The sequence below is a fragment of the Aquabacterium sp. genome (assembly GCF_016234775.1).
GTDB lineage: Bacteria > Pseudomonadota > Gammaproteobacteria > Burkholderiales > Burkholderiaceae_C > Aquabacterium.
On sequence record NZ_JACRAH010000008.1, the window covers coordinates 57,584 to 74,144 of the forward strand.

The following is a 16,561-nucleotide window of genomic DNA, read 5'->3' on the forward strand; positions in this document are numbered from 1 at the left end:
CCATGACCAAACCTATCCGCAAGGGCCTCAGGGCCTTGACTCTGTTGCAGGCTCTGGCCGGAACAGTGGCATCAGCGTTGCCCGTCGTCGTGCTGACGCCTCAGATGGCGCAAGCAGCGTCACCCTCGTTCATGGCCTTCGAAAGCGGCCAGGTGCGCCCTCTGGCCCTGTCGTCGGACGGTTCGCGCCTGTTTGCGCTGAACACACCGAACAACACCCTGGAGGTTTTCAACGTTACCAGCAGCGGCCTGCAGCTGTTTGCACGCGTGCCGGTTGGTATGGAGCCGGTGGCACTGGCGCTGCGCAATGACAACGAGGTCTGGGTCGTCAATCACCTGTCTGACAGTGTCAGCATCGTGAGCCTGGAGGGCGCACCGCGTGTCGTGCGCACCTTGCTGGTGGGCGACGAGCCGCGTGACATCGTGTTCGCCGGCTCGCCCGCCAAGGCCTTCGTCACCACGGCGCATCGGGGGCAGCAACGCCTGGACCCAACGCTGTCTCTGGTGCCTGGCGCAGGTGATCCCAAGTTGACCACGCCTGGTGTGGGCCGTGCGGATGTGTGGGTGTTCAACCCGGGCACCATGGGCAACACGGCTGGGGGCGTCCCTCGCAAGATCATGAGCTTCTTCGCGGACACGCCGCGTGCGCTGGCCGTCAGCCCGGACCGAAGCACGGTCTACGTGGCGGCCTTCAAGTCGGGCAACGAGACCTCCTCGCTTAACGAGGAACTGGTGTGCAACAGCTGGGAGCTCAATACACCGTGTGACGTGAAGGGCAAGACCATGCCAGGTGGCCGCCTGGGCCCTCAGACCAACGCGGAAGGCAAGCCCGCACCCAAGACGGGTTTGCTGGTCAAGTTCAATCGCACCACCGGCCATTGGGAAGACGTGAAGGGTCGCAACTGGGATGCGGCTGTCGAGTTCAGTCTGCCCGACAAGGATGTGTTCGCGGTGGATGCCAACTTGTTGACAGAGAAGACGGCCTACAGGCACGTCGGCACGACCTTGTTCAACATGGTGGTCAACCCGGTGAGTGGCAAGCTATATGTGACCAACACCGAAGCCAACAACATGACCCGCTTTGAAGGGCCGGGTAAGTTCGGCGGTTCGACCGTGCAAGGCAAGATTGCGCTGTCTCGCGTGACGGTGATCGCCAATGCAGTGGTCATGCCGCGCCATCTCAACAAGCACATCGACTACACGAAGTTGGTCAATGACCCGGGCTTTGATACCAGTGCAAAGGACCACAGCTTGTCCATGCCGCTGGAGATGGCCGTGACCAAGGATGGCCAGACGCTGTATGTGACGGCCTACGGCTCCAGCCGCATCGGTGTCTTCAATACGGCGGAGATCGAAAGCGACACCTTCAATCCGAAGCAGGCCAGCGCCAGATACATCAATGTCACGGGCGGTGGCCCCAGTGGCATCGTGCTGGATGAAACACGCGGTCGCATGTATGTGATGACGCGTTTTGATAACGCCGTGAAGGTGATCAACCTCGCTACCCGCGCTGAAGTGTTCCAGGTGGCGCTGCCTAACCCTGAGCCAGCGGCCGTCGTGGCCGGGCGACCCATGCTGTACGACGCACGTCGCTCGTCCGCCAATGGCGAGGCGTCGTGCGCCAGTTGCCATATCTTTGGAGACGTGGACGATCTGGCCTGGGATCTGGGCAATCCTGATGATGTGGTGACCAAGAGCCCGATTCCAGGCAAGTTCACCCAAGGTCTCGAGTTCCAAGGGGCCAAGTTTATTTTCAACGTCAAGAACCCGATCAACGGCAGCGATGACCCCAAGGACTTCCATCCCATGAAGGGGCCTATGGTCACGCAGACCCTCAAGGGCATGCGCAATTCAGGTGCGATGCACTGGCGTGGTGATCGCTCCAACGGCATCTTTGGCGTTCACGCCACCGATGCGAACCTGTCGTTCAAGAACTTCGCGGTGGCTTTTGCTGGCCTGCTGGGCAACGCTGCCCCCATGAGTGAAGCCGATATGCAGACGTTTTCGGATTTCATGCTGCAAGTGCAATTGCCGCCCAACCCCATCCGCAACCTGGACAACTCGCTCACCGCAGCGCAGAAACGCGGCAAGGACTTCTACTTTGGTGATCGCCCATCCGATGGCTTCAAGCTGGTGATCGGTGGCAAGTCCGTGACCAGCAACAACAACTGCAATGGTTGCCACACGGTGGACCCGGCCCAGGGCATGTACGGCACGGGGCACATGCAGAGCTTCGAGGGGATCTCGCAAATTGTGAAGGTGCCGCAGTTGCGCAATATGTACCAGAAGGTGGGGCGTTTTGGTTCGCCAGCGGTTCCCTTCTCTACAGCTGCCGGAACCGGCTTCCAGGGTGACCAGGTGCGTGGCTTCGGCTTTGTGCACGATGGCTCGGCCGATACCTTGGCGCATTTCTTCACCGTACGCGTGTTCAGCCCGACACTGAATTCAGGCTTCCCCTTGTTCAATCCGGATGCCACGCGCCGCGACGTGTCTGATTTCATGCACGCCATGGACAGCGATCTGGCACCCATCGTGGGGCAGCAAGTGACCTTGACCGCGGGTAACGCCACGGCAGTTGGTTCACGTATCGCGCTGTTGTTGGCGCGCGCCCGCGCCCCATTCGTATCAAAGGAGTTGGGCGGTAACGTCACGGAGTGTGATTTGATCGCTCAAGTGGTCGAGGCGGGTGTGCGTCGTGGCTATGTCTATGACACGAGCAGCGCCAGTTTCTTGTCTGGCGATGGTCAAAAGCGCAGCGAAGCGGGTATGCGCGCGCTGGCTTTGACGCCAGGTCAGGAAGTGACTTACACGTGTACGCCGCCAGGCTCTGGTGCACGTATGGCGGCGGCAACATACTGATCTGACTTGGCGCGCTTCAGGCGCCATCTACAAAGGGCCCGTTCATAGGCAGCAATGTTTGCCCGTGAACGGGCCGGTTTGTTTGTCAGCATCGATTTCCGAGCAGGGTATTCAGTCGGAGTGACTTTCGTTCAGTGATGGTCTGGACGGTCTCTTCTACACTTCTGCCCGCAGTACACGGGTCTTGCCTCGACGTGATCGAAGGCGGGGTACTTTGGTCATCACAAATCACACAAGCCGGTTATGAATGATGCGCAGCCCCCGGTGCCACCTTCCGCGGGAAGGGTCCGCCTGGATGCTGAGGTACTCAAAGCCATAAGGCACGAGCTTGGGTTGAGTCAGGAGGCGTTTGCGCTGGCGTGCTTCGAGCGGCAGTTGTGCGTCTCCATCGCTTCCGTGAAGCGCGCTGAAACAGGCAAGAGCTTGTTGCTGAGAACGGCGAGGCACCTGGCAGAGTTTCATGGCTTGCCTCTCCAGTCCTTGTTGTTGCCTGGCGCGCCAGATGAGGACGTCACGCCCCTGTTTGACGTGGGCGAGCTGCGGCGCGAATCGGATGTCAGCCAGCTGGATGGTCGGCTCGTTCAGTTGTTGTGTGTGTGGCCTGTGTCTGATCGCGAGCGCCCCGTGATCGAAGCCAGCTTGCAAGACGATGGCGCCATGCTGATGCCGCCGCCGAGTCTGGATGCCGTGCTGGCGGTGTTTGGTCTGCCCAAGACACAAAGAGGTGATCTGGCGCGTTGCCTGTCGGCGGCATCTCGCTGGCGCGACCGCCATGTGCTGATATCGGGCGGCAAGTGGATGGATCCGGTGCTGGAGTGGCCGCATGACTGCATGCAGACCTGGGTACGCAGGCAGGCACCTGCCATCTATGTGCATTGCTCCATGTTCGGGCAGGTACGCGCGTTGCATCAGGTCGAGGCAGTCAGCCACGTCGAGCTGGGGCGAATGGGCGCGGCGCATCGTCAGGTACGGCGCCAGTTTGCGCTGGCGGGGCGGCAGCACGAGCTGCGCCTGCATGGCAGCTTGCTCAACAGTGTACTGTCCGATCAGCAAAGCCAGGTGATGCTGGTGCAAGGCATGGCGGGCATGGGCAAGTCCCGCTTGCTGGCTGAAATGATCGACATGGCGCAGCAACACTTTTTGTGCGCTGTGCTGGTGGAGATCCAGGACTTCGGTGGTGACCGTCATCGCGAGGTGTGTGGCTCCTTGCTCAAGTCGCTGCTGGACCTGCATGAGGTCACGCCTTTCTGGGATCAGCTGGTTAGCCAGCGTGTGGCGCATGTCGGTTTGTCCGCGGATCAGATGCTGGTGTGCAAGGAAATGCTGGCCATGAGCTTGAGTGCCGAGGAGCGCATGGTCCTGCAGGCGATGGGGCATGCTACGCGTAGCCAGTTGCTGGTTCAGTTGCTGGTGCGGATCATCTCGCGCATGGCGTTGCAACGCCCCATGCTCATCGTGGTGGAAGACGCCCACTGGGCTTCGGCCAGTACCATCGAGACGCTCGCCAGGGTGATGGCGGCCTGCCACGAGTCACAGGTGCTGTGGGTGTTGTCCGGGCGTGTGGAGGAACCTCAGCGCCTGGCGGATCTGCAGCGCATGATCCCGGATGTGGCCGTCACCTCCTTGAGCCTGGCACCGTTGCGGCCGGCCGAAGTCAAGGACCTGCTGCACCAGTTCGGCCATGTGGATGAGGCATGGCGCACGCAGTGCATGCAGCGCGCACAAGGTCATCCTCTGTTTCTGACGCAGCTGCTGATGGCGGATCGGCATGAGCAGTTGCCAGACAACTTCCAGCATCTGCTGCAGGTTCGCCTGGATGAAGTGTCGCCACAGGATCGCCATGCCTTGCGCCTGGCTGCGGTGCTGGGCCAGCCTTTCAACACCGATGACATCCATGCCCTGATGCCCACGCCAGGGTACGAGCTGGATGCCCTGGTACAGCATTGCCTGCTGCGCCACCTGGATGGCGATCGCTTCGATTTCCTGCATGCCTTGATTCGCCAGGGGATCTACGAGGTGTTGCCCTTCAGGCAGAGAGAGGCCATGCATGTGCAGGTGGCGCAGCATTTCGAGTCTCGTGATGCGAGCTTGTATGCCCAACACTTGCATCTGGCCAGGCAGGCCCAGGCGCCAGCAGCGCTGTTGTCTGCCGCACGGCAACGTCATGAAGATTTCGATCATGAGGCCGCCTTGTCGCTGTTGCTGATGTACGGTGACGTTGACTATGCGCCGCGCGATGCGTATGCACACGCCATGGTGCTGGGTGATGTACACGCCAAGATGGGGAGCATGCCGCAAGCCCGCGGTGCGTATGAGCAGGCCGTTGTGCATGCACCGGATGTGGTGGCGCGTCTGAAAGCCAAAGTGGCCCTGGCTGGCGTGCTCAATGTGCTGGAAGAACTGACTGCCGAAGAAGCCTTGATCGACGAGGCCCTGCCGGAGGCCGAAGCGGCAGGCGCGCTGGCGCAACTGGCGGCACTGCATTACCTCAAGGGCAACCTGTATTTCCCGCGTGGCGATGTACAGCGCAGCCGCATGCACCATGGCCTGGCGATGGCGCATGCACAGCAGGCCGGTGCGGCGCGCCTGCAAGCCCAGGCGCTCAGTGGTCTGGGCGATTCCTACTATGCAGAAGGCCTGATGCACACGGCGAACGACCACTTCGTCCGTTGCCTGCGCCTGTGTGACGCGCACAGCCTGCGAGACATCGAGGCCTCAAACCGCTTCATGCTGGCTACCACGCAGATCTATCTGTGCCATACGCCGCAGGCCTTGACCGAGGCGGCGGCGTCTGCCGCGCTGGCTCGGCGTGTGGGCAATCGTCGGGCCGAGGTGGTGTCACGCCTGACGGCGAGCTGGGTCGAACTGGGCGCAGGCCGTCCCCAGGAGGCCCTGTTCCACGTCAACGAGGGGCTGATGATCAGCCGCGCGATGGGCGCCATGCGTTTCGAACCCTTCCTGCAGGAAGCGCAGGCCCGGGCCTTGTATGCGGCTGGCGATGAGTCGCAGGCTCAGCGCGTCATTCAATATGCGCTGGACAGCGTCGAGCGGCTCAAGCTGCACGCCTTCATCGGCCCATGGGTCATGGGGACCTGGGCCTTGCTGCACAGCCAGGATGATCGCGCCCTGGCCATGATCGAGCGAGGTCAGGCGCAGATCGAGCGTGGCTGCGTGGCCCACAACGTGTACCGCTTCCATGCCAGTGCGATGGAGGTGTGCACGTTGAACGGGCATCACGAGGTGGCGCGGCGCCTGGGTGAGGCCTGGCTGCAGCGCACCGGGCAGGAGCCCACACCCTGGGTGAGCCTGTTGCATGCCTTCATGCTGCAATGCCAGGAATCGGATGCCTTGCCGCACCCTGACCATCCCGCGTGGATGGCCTTGCGTGAGCAGCAGATCCTGCACGTGCTGCTCAAGTTGCCCAGGGTGCTGTTGCGTTGATCGTGCGCTGATCTTGTGCTGCTTCAGCCCGCCTGATGGCGACTGATGTAGCGCGCGGCCCATTGGGTCAGCAACTGGGACTGCGTCAGGCATTGCTCGTGCAGGCCCGCGCCGTTGGTCCAGCCACCGCCAAAGAACAGCGGCATCAGCGGTTGCTGGGCGTTGTCCTGGTTGAAAGCCTGCATGCGTGCCTGTGCATCGATGCAATGGCTGTTGAGCACATTGTGTTTGAACATCGCCCAGGCCTTGCCCGCCTGGCTGGCGTGCGTCGTACCCAGTTCGTGGCTGTAGCCCGTGTGTGGATGGCTGGAGGGGGCCTGGCTGTGAGCCAGATGCGGCAGGGCATCGCGCAGGTGCTGAGGCACCTCATCCCCGTTGAGTCGCGTCAGTACCGCATTGGGCTGAACCTGCTTGAGATCCGGCAGCAGCGATGTAAAGAACATGGGCAGGCCGATGTGGTCCAGGTCCTGGTTGAGCGGGTCGTTCTGGTGGAAGTTCTCCACGTAGCTCATGCGGTAGGGCTGGGCCTGTTGAGACTGCGGATGGACCAGCACGTTGTAGGTGCGCCAGACGTTGCGGTTGCGCGGCAGCAGCCGGTCATCAGTGTGGCAGACACCATAGCTGCGCGTGTAGCGCACCTGGTGCAAGGTGGACTGGATGGTGCGAGCGGTATCCGGCGGGATGCCGTTGAAGTCGAGTGCGGCCAGGGCATCGTCGGCATGCAGGGCCATCAGCACGAGGTCGAAGTGCCGGGGTGCGCTGCCTGCCGGTGTCACCACGGCGCTGGCTGGCGAGATCGTGACCTTCACCGCCGCACCCATGTGGTGCTGCACCTTCACCTTGTCCGTGCTGTGCTGCTCCATCCAGCGGGCCAGCGCCTGCAGCCAGTGTTGTGAGCCGTATTCGAAGTAGCGCCGATCGGGCGTCACGCCGCCTTCCTGCACGCGATAGTACTGGAAGGGCGATTGCAAGGGCATGCCGCCGGGGCCGGTCTCGTTGTCCGTGAAGTACATCGCGGAGATGCGAGGGTAGTAAATCTCGTCGCGGATGCGGGTGATGCGGGTCGGGATGGCCGGGTCGCCCCAGTTGATCTGGATCTTGAGATGGCGCGCCGTGGCGGCAAGCATGCCCTCCGGGTTGGTGATGCAGCTGTCGAAATAGTGCGCGACCGTGTAGCTCACCGGCACGGGGGGCGGGCCGCCTGCGGGCGGTGCCACCAGGTCGATCGCATGCTGGTGCACCACGGTGATCAATTTGCTCAGGTCGCCGCCATCGGCTGCGGCCAGGTTGAAGCGGGCGTCCGACACGCCGTTGTACAGCGCGGCGTCGTCGGTGAGGTACGCGTTGCCATCTGGGGTGAAGTAGCTGGTCGTGTCCTGCAGGGGCTTCATGTGCTGCAGGTAGCCGATGTCCCTCATCAGGGCGGCCAGCTTGACGTAGGTCGCCAGATTGACGTCGTTGACCCCCAGATCCGCCCATCGGATGAAAGGGCGCTCGGGCTGGCCCTGGCCGTTTTGCAGGGTGCCCAGCTTGACGACCACGGTATCGGCGTTGCCGCCGAACTGGGGCTTGCGTTCGTAGACGGTGATGTCAAGGGCCTGCCCGCTGCTCAAGGCCTGCTGCTGGAGGTAGTAGGCCGCGGACAGGCCCGAGACGCCGCCGCCGATGATGGCAATGTGAAAGCTCATGGATCTGCGCTCCTGAATGGATGGTTTGAGGGAGACTGAAGAGCAGTCTAGGAACCTGGTGGGCGCTTGTCGGTATCACTTCGGTATCTTCTGTGCGGTTGATTTGCTCCTTTATGGGGCGCATTGGTGATGAACTGGCGCCAGAAAGCCGGGCGAATCCCATTTTCAATGGGCGGGATTTGAGGCCCAATGGGGGAAGAGGACAAGAGCCACCATGCCCGACTCAAGCACCACGCCTGCATCCGCGCCCGTTTCCGACGTTGACGAAGCCGAGTTGACGCTCGAGTATTTGCTGCGCCGCATGCGCTTCAAGAGCGATTTCCCAGCCCTGTCGACCTCGGTTTCCAGGGTGCAGGCCCTGTCCAACTCCGAGACGGACAGCATGCAGTCGCTGTGCGACGAGGTGCTGCAGGATGTGGCGCTCACGCAGAAGTTGCTGCGCGTGGTGAACACGGCGCACTTCCGCCGTGCCGGCACGGATCCCATCAGCACGGTCTCGCGCGCCGTGGCCCTGATTGGGGCCGGGGGCGTGCGCAACATGGCCCTGTCGCTGATGCTGCTGGATCACATGCAGGACAAGACGCACGCGCAGCAGTTGAAGGTGGAGTTCCTGCGCACGGTCATGGCAGGTACCTTGGCGAGCGAGTTGAGCCGCACCTCCAAGGAGGCGGAAGATGCCTACCTGGGCGCCCTGTTTCGCAATCTGGGGCGGATGCTGGTGTCCTACTACCTGCCTGATGACGCCGAGCAGATCCGCCTGATCATGGCGGGCAAGGATGGCGAGCCGCCCGTGACGGAGGTCCAGGCTGCGCAGAAGGTGTTGGGCGTGCCGCTGGACAAGCTGGCCGACAAGGTGGGCAAGATGTGGGGCCTGCCTGATGGCCTGCGTGCCTGCATGGCGACGCCTTCAGGGGCGGTGCCAAAGCAGTCCCTGGCGGCGCGTCCGGAGCGGGTTTGGTGGCTGGCCAGCTTGGCCAATGCCGCGGCCGACGGCATGCTGGAGGTGGAGCCCGGGCAACTGGGTGATCTGCTGACCGATCTGTCAACCACTTACGCCAAGGCGCTGGACTTGTCGCCCCATGCCTTGCAGGACGCGGCCAGTCGTGCCCGCAAGCGCCTGACGGAGTTGACCCACGCGCTGAACATGAGCGTGCCGGCCCAGTCCCCCGCGGACAAGCTGCTCGATCATTACTACGTGGATGCGCCCAACGCCGCACAGGCGGGCGGCCCCAGCGCCCAGGATCTGGGACTGGAGTTGACCTCGGCAGACGGCGCGCTGGCCGTCGAGATGCCCCTGCCGGAGCAGGAGGTGGCCAATGTGCTGACCAATGGCATCCAGGACATCACCAACACCTTGCTGGAGTCCTTCAAGCTCAACGATGTGCTGCACATGATCCTGGAGACCATGCTGCGCGCCTTGAACTGCCGCCGTGTCATCTTCTGCCTGCGCGATGCCAAGACCGGCGCCTTGCTGGGGCGCATGGGCATTGGCGAGCAGGTGGACGTTGTCAAGTCGGCTTTTCGGATTCCGCTGGTGCTGCCAGCGGGTGCCGCGCCGGATCTGTTTTCCATTGTGTGCCTGAAGAATGCGGACATGCTGATTGCCGACGCGGCCGCACCGACCATCGTGGGGCGCCTGCCCACGTGGTTCCGCGATCAGGTGCAGGCACCGACCTTCTTGTTGCTGCCGCTGGTGATGAAGCGCAAAGGTCAGCCGGACATCGTGCTGGGCATGATCTACGCCGACAAGGGCAAGGCCAACAGCCTGCAGGTCAACGAAAAGGAACTCTCGCTGCTGCGCACCCTGCGCAATCAGGCCGTGATGGCCTTCAAGCAGACCACCGGGGCGTGAGGCCCTTGAGGCCCGTGGCGCTGGGGGGATAATGCGCCCCCATGTTCCGCATCGTCCTGGTTGAACCCGAAATTCCGCCCAACACGGGCAATGTGATCCGACTGGCTGCCAATACGGGCTGCGAGCTGCATCTGATCGAGCCTTTGGGCTTTTCGATGGATGACAAGCTGTTGCGCCGCGCCGGGCTGGACTATCACGAGTACGCGGATGTGCGGCGTCACGCCAATTGGGCGGCTTTCATCGAGGCGATGCAGCCTGATCCAACGCGGATGTTTGCGTTCACCACGCGAGGCAGCAGGCCGTTCAACGAGGTGCAGTGGCAGCCGGGGGACTGGTTCGTGTTCGGGTGCGAAACGCGGGGGCTGGATCCGGCCTTGCGAGAAACCTTTGATACCGCACAGCGCGTGCGCCTGCCGATGCGGGCGGATCAGCGCAGCTTGAATCTGAGCAATGCGGTGGCGGTGGCGGTGTTCGAGGCCTGGCGGCAGAACGGGTACGTGGGCGGGGCTTGAGTGGCGCCTGGCGCTTTTTTGTTTAGGCGCCAGGTGGGTTCTTGCGTAGGTTGAGCGCTTTGTCTTTGCAGCGCGGGGCGCGGCTGAGGGGGGCATGCGTCCGGGCTTCATGTTGGCGGTCCCGCCTCGCGGGACTGCTCTACGGTGCTCGTCCAGCTCAGGTGGCTGCGCAACTCGGCCTGCGGCCTCAAACATGCTCGCCATCCCCTTGTCTGCGACAAGGGGCAAACCTGAGCCTCCCTGCGCGCCTTCGACGCCAACAAGGCGCCCAGCCGCATGCCCCCTCAGCCTTTTTTCGCCCCGCTGGTGGCCTGCCAAGGTTGCCGCCTAAGCATGCGGACAGCGAGGCGGAAAAGGGCTGAGCCGGTATCTGGCGGGGCGCCTTGTTGGCGCTGAGAAGCGCAGCGGGGAAGTGGGCACGCGCAGCGTGCTTCGTACTCTAGCTCGCCGGAGCTGTTTGACCGGAGTGGTCGTCAGACCACGCAGGGAGTTCTCCGGCGCCACTTCCTCGCGAGCATCGCAAGGGCGTCCCGCTTGCAAAGCGGGACCGCCAACATGAAGCCCGGCCAGATACCGGCTCAGCCCCCGCCTCGCGCTGCACCGACAAAGCGCAACCATCCACGCAGGCAACCAGACAAACAGCCTTCAGCCTTCAGCCTTCAGCCTTCAGCCTTGGCCTCACGCCGCATCAGCGCCCCGACGGCCTCGGCAGGCGTCAAACGCCCATCCAGCACCGCTACCACGGCTTCCGTGATCGGCATGGCCACGCCCAGCGTCTGCGCCCGCTGCCACACCGTGGCCGCGCTGTAAACGCCCTCAGCCACATGCCCCAGGTCGAGCAGGATCTGATCCAGCTTCTTGCCCGTGGCCAGTTGCAAGCCCACCGTGCGGTTGCGCGACAGGTTGCCCGTGGCCGTCAGCACCAGATCACCCAGACCGGACAGTCCCATGAAGGTGTCCGGTCGCGCACCCAGCGCCACACCCAGGCGTGTCATCTCCGCCAGGCCGCGCGTGATCAGCGCCGCACGGGCATTGAGCCCCAGGTTCATGCCGTCCACGATGCCGGTCGCAATCGCCAGCACGTTCTTGACGGCGCCACCCACTTCCACCCCGACCGGATCAGTCGACGTGTACACGCGCAGGCTGTCGCTGTGGAAGGCGGCCACGGCCTGTTCGGCCAGGGCCTGATCCGTGCTGGCAGCCACCAGCGCCGTGGGTTGGCCCTGTGCCACCTCATTGGCAAAGCTGGGGCCAGACAGGATGCCGCTGCGCGCATGCGGGCGCAGCGCCTGAGCGATCTCATGCCCCAGTCGCCCAGTGCCTTTTTCGAAACCCTTGCACAGCCACAAGGTGGCCACGTCATCAGGCAGGCTTTGCAGCATGTGCCCCAAGGCCGCCATGGGCGTGCCGATGATGATCAGCCCGCCATTGGCGCGCGCGTGCGCCACGGCCTCGTTCAGGTCGTGGCTGAGCTGCAGCGCTTCAGGAAAGCTCGCGTCGGGCAGGTAGCGGGTATTGCAGCGGCTTGAGCGCATGCCTTCGACCTGCGCGGCGTCCCTTGCCCACAGCATCACCTGCGGGTTGTGACGGGCCGCGCTGATCGCCAGCGCCGTGCCCCAGGCCCCCGCGCCCAGAACCGTGAGGTTGCGCGTGGCGAGCCCAGTCGTGACGTCGGTGCCGGCCAATTCAGGCTTGGGGAGCTTGACCGTTGGCAGCGGCTTGTTGCAGCTGCGATTCATACATGGCCTGGAAGTTCACTTCGGTCAGGTGCACGGGTGGGAAGCCGGTGCGGTTGAGCACGTCGGCCACGGTGGCGCGCAGGTAGGGGTACACGATCTGCGGGCAGGCGATCGCGATGATCGGCTGCATTTGTTCTTGAGGCACGTTCTTGATTTCGAACAGACCGGCTTGCTTGGCTTCCACCAGGAACAACACCTTGTCGTTGACCTTGGCGGTCACGGTGGCGGTCACGGCCACTTCGTACAGGCCGTCGGTCACGGGTTCGGCGTGCAGGTTCAGTTGCACATCAACTTGAGGTTGACCTTGTTCCAGCAGGATGGCGGGTGCGTTCGGCAGCTCCAGCGACAGGTCCTTCAGGTAGATGCGCTGGATGGAGAAAGACGGTTGTGCGGCTTGGTCGGTCATGACAGATTTCCTAGGTTGATGTGATGTTGCAGGCCGGGCGCATGGGTGCGCGAAAAGTCCAAGCCAGAAAGACAATCGGGCTGGATTATGAACCAGCCCGATGACCTCACTGTCACACAGTGCTCAGGGTTTGCGCCCGGTCAGTGCCCCGTGATTGCAGGGGCATATTCATATGCCGAATGATTCGATCCGGAAAGGTGCGCCAATTGTCGGCACACGCCAGGCTCAAGCGGCGCCCAACAGCGGCAACAGGCCGCCGCGCTTGTCCAGGTCCATCAGGTCGTCGCAGCCCCCAACATGGGTGTCGCCAATGAAGATCTGCGGCACGGTGCGACGGCCGGTGATGGCCATCATGTGGTCGCGCTGCCCTGGATCCAGATCTATGCGGATTTCTTCGATGTGCTCGACCCCGCGCTGCTTGAGCAGGCTCTTGGCCCGGATGCAGAAAGGGCAGACCTGGGTGGTGTACATCTTGACTGCTTGCATGATCGGACGACAGCTGGGAACCGCTGGGGGTATGAGTGACAACGTCGATATTGTCACCGCTTCGGGATGTCCGCCTGTTCTATGGGGACTAGCGGTGACAAGTCACGCTCAGTTCTTCTCGATGGGCAGGTTGGCTTCGCGCCAGGCCTTCAGGCCGCCCGCCAGTGATTGCACGTTCTCGTAGCCCAGGGCCTTGAGTTGCGTCACGGCCTTGGCCGAACGCACACCTGCTGCGCACACCACCACCAGAGGCAGTTTCTTATTGCTGGGCAGGCCCTTGCCGTTGCCGATTTCGCCCAGTGGAACGTTCTTGGCGCCAGCCACGTGCGCTGCGGCGAATTCGGCCGGCTCGCACACGTCGATGATCTGGGCCTTTTCCTTGTTGATCAGTTGCACGGCCATGGCGGGGCTCAAGCCACCAGCCGTGCCGCCCTCCTTGATCTGCAGCCACAGCAGCAGCGCGCCGGATGCACCCGCTGCGACCATCCAGTACCAGTTGTCGGCGATGTAGCTTGTGGAAGTCATGCAAAAAACTCTCTTTGTGAGCAGGTTGTCCTGCTGGGGGCGGGGGTGTCCCTCGAACCAGGGTGGGCCGGGGCAGACGGGGATTATAAAATCGCAGGTTCAGTCGGTCGCACAGGCCGGCATCACATTCTCACCAGATTGGGATCGATCACATGTACAAGCTCGTGCTGATTCGCCACGGCGAATCGACCTGGAACCTGGAAAACCGCTTCACCGGCTGGGTCGACGTCGACCTGACGCCCACCGGCGTGTCGCAGGCGATGTCGGCCGGTCAGTTGCTCAAGGCCGAAGGCTACGAGTTCGACGTGGCCTACACCTCGGTGCTCAAGCGTGCCATCCATACGCTGAACTACTGCCTCGACGAGATGGACCGCATCTGGTTGCCCGTGGTCAAGAGCTGGCGCCTCAACGAGCGCCACTACGGCGGCCTGCAAGGCCTGAACAAGGCCGAGACCGCGCAGAAGCATGGTGACGAGCAGGTGCTGGTGTGGCGCCGCAGCTATGACACCCCGCCGCCCGCTCTGGCCGCCAATGACCCCATGGGCCAACGCCAGGACCTGCGCTACGCCGGCCTGCCTGCCGACCAGATCCCGCTGACCGAGTGCCTCAAGGACACCGTGGCCCGCGTGCTGCCTTACTGGAACGACGAGATCGCTCCGGCCATCAAGTCCGGCAAGCGCGTGGTGATCGCGGCCCACGGCAATTCGATCCGTGCCCTGGTCAAGTACCTGGACAACATCGGTGACGCCGACATCGTGGGCCTGAACATCCCCAATGGCATCCCCCTGGTGTACGAGCTCGACGAGAACCTCAAGCCGATCAAGCACTACTACTTGGGTGACGCCGAAGCTGCTGCGGCCGCTGCAGCTGCCGTGGCCACGCAAGGCAAGGCCTGATCACTCAGGCTTTGATGCTGCTCAGGGCTTGAGGGCCCACACCACAGGGCAATGGTCGGAGAGTTCCCGGCCGCGGTCCTGCGGGTTGAACGACAGGCGCGCAAAGCGCCTGTTTCTGTTTTGGCCGGCCAGTTTCTGGTCGATCAGGATGTCGTCGATGTAGGCCTTGTGGTGGTCGCTGGCGTCGCAGGGCACGTAGGCCTCGCCTTGTGTGGCGCGCAGCAGCACGGCGCCGGGCGGGTTGTTGTCGCTCCAGGCCTGCATCAGGTTGATGGGGGCGGATTCGTCCGGGCCGGCGGGGTAGTGTTGGTCCTTGTCCAGGCGACGGTTGAAGTCGCCCAGCAAGGCGAAGGGCTTGCCTTCACGCACGCGCTGGTCGATCCAGGCTTCCACGATGGGAGCTTGCTGGCGCAGGCGCTCGCAGGGCGAGAAATGGCGGTCCATGCGGCCATCGAAGCAGCCGCTCTTGAGGTGCACGGCCAGCAGGCGCACTTCATGGGCTGTGCCTGGATGGAGCGTGAGGTCGGCGCCCGCACGCGTGCTGCCATCGACGTCCAGCGCCGTCAGATCACCATTGCATTTGTAGGGCAGGCCTTCGCGGATGGCAAAGCCCACCTTTTGCGGGTGCGCGCGGTTGACGAAGCAGTCGAGCTTCCAGCCTTTGGTGAACACCATGCGGGCGGCATCCGGCCCGTCCACCTCCTGCAAGGCCACCACATCGGCTTGCTGCTCGTCGCGCAATTGCGTGGCGGTGCGTGCCAGGGCGTCGAAATCCGCCTGGGTGCGTGTGGGTGGCTGAGGTTTGCCGGGTGTGCAGGGGAAGGCGCGTTCGTCGCTGGCTGGCTGTTTGCTCAAGCAGCGGGGGGCGAGGTCTTCATGTGTACGTGGCGTCATCAGCCACGCCAGGTTCCAGGTGGCCAGTGTGAGACCGTCCTTGCCGGCGCTTGTCGGGCTGCCGAACCAGCCAGCGCGTGCGGGTGTGGCTTGCAGCGAGGCCAGCAGCACGATGCCGCTCACCAAGGTGCGACAGGCGCTGCCCGTTAATGTGGAACGGAAAGCTTGGCCGGATGTTGGGCGTGTTGAGGCCTTCGGGGGCTTGGTAGCTGGATGAAACAAGGGGGCTCCGCTGCTTGATATGTTCTTGTTGGACGCCACCTGAATGGCTCAGGCGGCTTGGTGTCCAACGCAGCGGCGGGGCCCGGCGCCGACACCCTGCGGGTCGGCTGTGTGACAGGGTGTGACGCGGGCGGGCTTACACGCCCAGCGCGGCGCGGTCCAGCGTGTAGTTCTGCGGGCCGGCTGCGGCGATCTTGATGGCGCCGATCTGGTTGGCCAGGGTTACCGACTTGACCAGATCCCAGCCGTTGACCAGGCCATACAACAGGCCGCCACGGAAGGCATCGCCACAACCGGTCGGGTCCACCACGGCGGCGGCCTTGACGCCGGGCACGTGGGTCTTTTCGCCCTGCACGTAGACGTTGCAGCCATCGGCGCCCAGGGTCTCGATCAGGCCCTTGAGGTGCGACTTGGACAGGTCGGCCAGGCTGGTGCCGGTGCGGTCGGCCAGCATCTTGGCTTCGTAGTCGTTCACGGCCACCCAGGTGGCTTGCGAGATGAAGCGCTTGAGGTTTTCGCCGTCGAACATGGGCAGGCCTTGACCCGGATCGAAGATGAAGGGGATGTTGGCAGCCTTGAGTTGCTCGGCGTGCTGGATCATGGCGTCACGACCATCGGGTGCCACGATGGCCAGCTTGATGCCGGCATCCGCCTCGATGCGCTGGATGTGGGCCTGGCCCATGGCGCCGGGGTGGAAGGCGGTGATCTGGTTGTTGTCCTGGTCGGTGATGATGATGGCCTGGGCGGTGTAGTCGTTGTCCACGGTGTGGACAAACTTCAGGCTCACGCCCATTTGATCCAGGTGGTTGCGGTACAGGGCGCCATCCTTGCCCAGGGCGGCCATGATCAAGGGTTCGCCGCCCAGTTGCTTGAGGCTGTAGGCGATATTGCCCGCGCAGCCGCCGAATTCCTTGCGCAAGGTGGGCACCAGGAAGGATACGTTGAGGATGTGCACCTGCTCGGGCAGGATCTGCTGGGCAAATCGGCCGGGGAAGGTCGTGATGGTGTCAAAGGCCAGAGAGCCGCAGATCAGAACAGACAT

The 16,561-nt window shown here is 63.3% G+C and carries 12 protein-coding genes; 5 read left to right on the forward strand and 7 right to left on the reverse strand.

The features are described from left to right. Window positions 1-2 precede the first annotated feature (2 nt). Both HY836_RS03425 and HY836_RS03430 read left to right on the forward strand, forming a co-directional pair. Entirely contained in the window at window positions 3-2,858 is a 2,856-nt protein-coding gene (locus tag HY836_RS03425) for a hypothetical protein (protein ID WP_290673594.1), read from the forward strand. A 333-nt stretch (window positions 2,859-3,191) separates the two neighbouring features. Then, the gene (locus HY836_RS03430) at window positions 3,192-6,299 is read left to right on the forward strand and encodes an AAA family ATPase (protein ID WP_290673596.1); all 3,108 of its coding nucleotides are present in this window, start codon (window positions 3,192-3,194) and stop codon (window positions 6,297-6,299) included. 23 nt (window positions 6,300-6,322) lie between these two features. Here HY836_RS03430 and HY836_RS03435 read toward each other — a convergent pair whose 3' ends face one another. Then, window positions 6,323-7,987, reverse strand: a complete 1,665-nt coding sequence (locus HY836_RS03435; protein ID WP_290673598.1) for an FAD-dependent oxidoreductase — start codon at window positions 7,985-7,987, stop codon at window positions 6,323-6,325. A 214-nt stretch (window positions 7,988-8,201) separates the two neighbouring features. Between HY836_RS03435 and HY836_RS03440 the strand changes: the two genes are divergently transcribed. Further along, window positions 8,202-9,839 (forward strand): HDOD domain-containing protein, encoded by a 1,638-nt coding sequence (locus HY836_RS03440; RefSeq protein ID WP_290673600.1) that lies wholly within the window; start codon window positions 8,202-8,204, stop codon window positions 9,837-9,839. Window positions 9,840-9,880: 41 nt separating this feature from the next. Further along, window positions 9,881-10,351: a tRNA (uridine(34)/cytosine(34)/5-carboxymethylaminomethyluridine(34)-2'-O)-methyltransferase TrmL gene (trmL, locus tag HY836_RS03445; protein ID WP_290673603.1), complete on the forward strand. Its 471-nt coding sequence runs from the start codon at window positions 9,881-9,883 to the stop codon at window positions 10,349-10,351. A 659-nt stretch (window positions 10,352-11,010) separates the two neighbouring features. Here trmL and HY836_RS03450 read toward each other — a convergent pair. From HY836_RS03450 to HY836_RS03465, 4 genes are all read right to left on the reverse strand, one after another. Next, complete coding sequence (locus HY836_RS03450; protein ID WP_290673605.1) at window positions 11,011-12,090, reverse strand: NAD(P)H-dependent glycerol-3-phosphate dehydrogenase; 1,080 nt, start codon at window positions 12,088-12,090, stop codon at window positions 11,011-11,013. Then, window positions 12,038-12,496: a protein-export chaperone SecB gene (gene secB, locus HY836_RS03455; protein ID WP_290673607.1), complete on the reverse strand. Its 459-nt coding sequence runs from the start codon at window positions 12,494-12,496 to the stop codon at window positions 12,038-12,040. Before secB ends, HY836_RS03450 begins: the two co-directional genes overlap by 53 nt. Before the next feature lie 225 nt (window positions 12,497-12,721). Beyond that, entirely contained in the window at window positions 12,722-12,982 is a 261-nt protein-coding gene (grxC, locus tag HY836_RS03460; protein ID WP_290673609.1) for a glutaredoxin 3, read from the reverse strand. Window positions 12,983-13,090: 108 nt separating this feature from the next. Continuing rightward, window positions 13,091-13,507, reverse strand: coding sequence for a rhodanese-like domain-containing protein (locus HY836_RS03465; protein ID WP_290673611.1), 417 nt, complete (start codon window positions 13,505-13,507; stop codon window positions 13,091-13,093). Between the two features lie 152 nt (window positions 13,508-13,659). On the opposite strand from HY836_RS03465, the gene gpmA reads away from it, so the two are divergent. Then, on the forward strand, window positions 13,660-14,403 hold the full coding sequence (gpmA, locus tag HY836_RS03470; protein ID WP_290673613.1) for a 2,3-diphosphoglycerate-dependent phosphoglycerate mutase: 744 nt from the start codon (window positions 13,660-13,662) through the stop codon (window positions 14,401-14,403). Between the two features lie 21 nt (window positions 14,404-14,424). On the opposite strand, the gene HY836_RS03475 is transcribed toward gpmA, so the two are convergent. Continuing rightward, on the reverse strand, window positions 14,425-15,420 hold the full coding sequence (locus HY836_RS03475) for an endonuclease/exonuclease/phosphatase family protein (RefSeq protein WP_290673615.1): 996 nt from the start codon (window positions 15,418-15,420) through the stop codon (window positions 14,425-14,427). Between the two features lie 235 nt (window positions 15,421-15,655). Beyond that, the gene (locus HY836_RS03480) at window positions 15,656-16,561 is read right to left on the reverse strand and encodes a carbohydrate kinase family protein (RefSeq protein ID WP_290673618.1); all 906 of its coding nucleotides are present in this window, start codon (window positions 16,559-16,561) and stop codon (window positions 15,656-15,658) included.

What these genes read in the sequence shown, in the direction of transcription:
- HY836_RS03425 (WP_290673594.1), top strand. Translation starts at nt 3, where the DNA reads ATGACCAAACCTATCCGCAAGGGCCTCAGGGCCTTGACTCTGTTGCAG.
- HY836_RS03435 (WP_290673598.1), bottom strand. Translation starts at nt 7,987, where the DNA reads ATGAGCTTTCACATTGCCATCATCGGCGGCGGCGTCTCGGGCCTGTCC.
- HY836_RS03440 (WP_290673600.1), top strand. Translation starts at nt 8,202, where the DNA reads ATGCCCGACTCAAGCACCACGCCTGCATCCGCGCCCGTTTCCGACGTT.
- trmL (WP_290673603.1), top strand. Translation starts at nt 9,881, where the DNA reads ATGTTCCGCATCGTCCTGGTTGAACCCGAAATTCCGCCCAACACGGGC.
- HY836_RS03450 (WP_290673605.1), bottom strand. Translation starts at nt 12,090, where the DNA reads ATGAATCGCAGCTGCAACAAGCCGCTGCCAACGGTCAAGCTCCCCAAG.
- secB (WP_290673607.1), bottom strand. Translation starts at nt 12,496, where the DNA reads ATGACCGACCAAGCCGCACAACCGTCTTTCTCCATCCAGCGCATCTAC.
- grxC (WP_290673609.1), bottom strand. Translation starts at nt 12,982, where the DNA reads ATGCAAGCAGTCAAGATGTACACCACCCAGGTCTGCCCTTTCTGCATC.
- HY836_RS03465 (WP_290673611.1), bottom strand. Translation starts at nt 13,507, where the DNA reads ATGACTTCCACAAGCTACATCGCCGACAACTGGTACTGGATGGTCGCA.
- gpmA (WP_290673613.1), top strand. Translation starts at nt 13,660, where the DNA reads ATGTACAAGCTCGTGCTGATTCGCCACGGCGAATCGACCTGGAACCTG.
- HY836_RS03480 (WP_290673618.1), bottom strand. Translation starts at nt 16,561, where the DNA reads ATGTCTGTTCTGATCTGCGGCTCTCTGGCCTTTGACACCATCACGACC.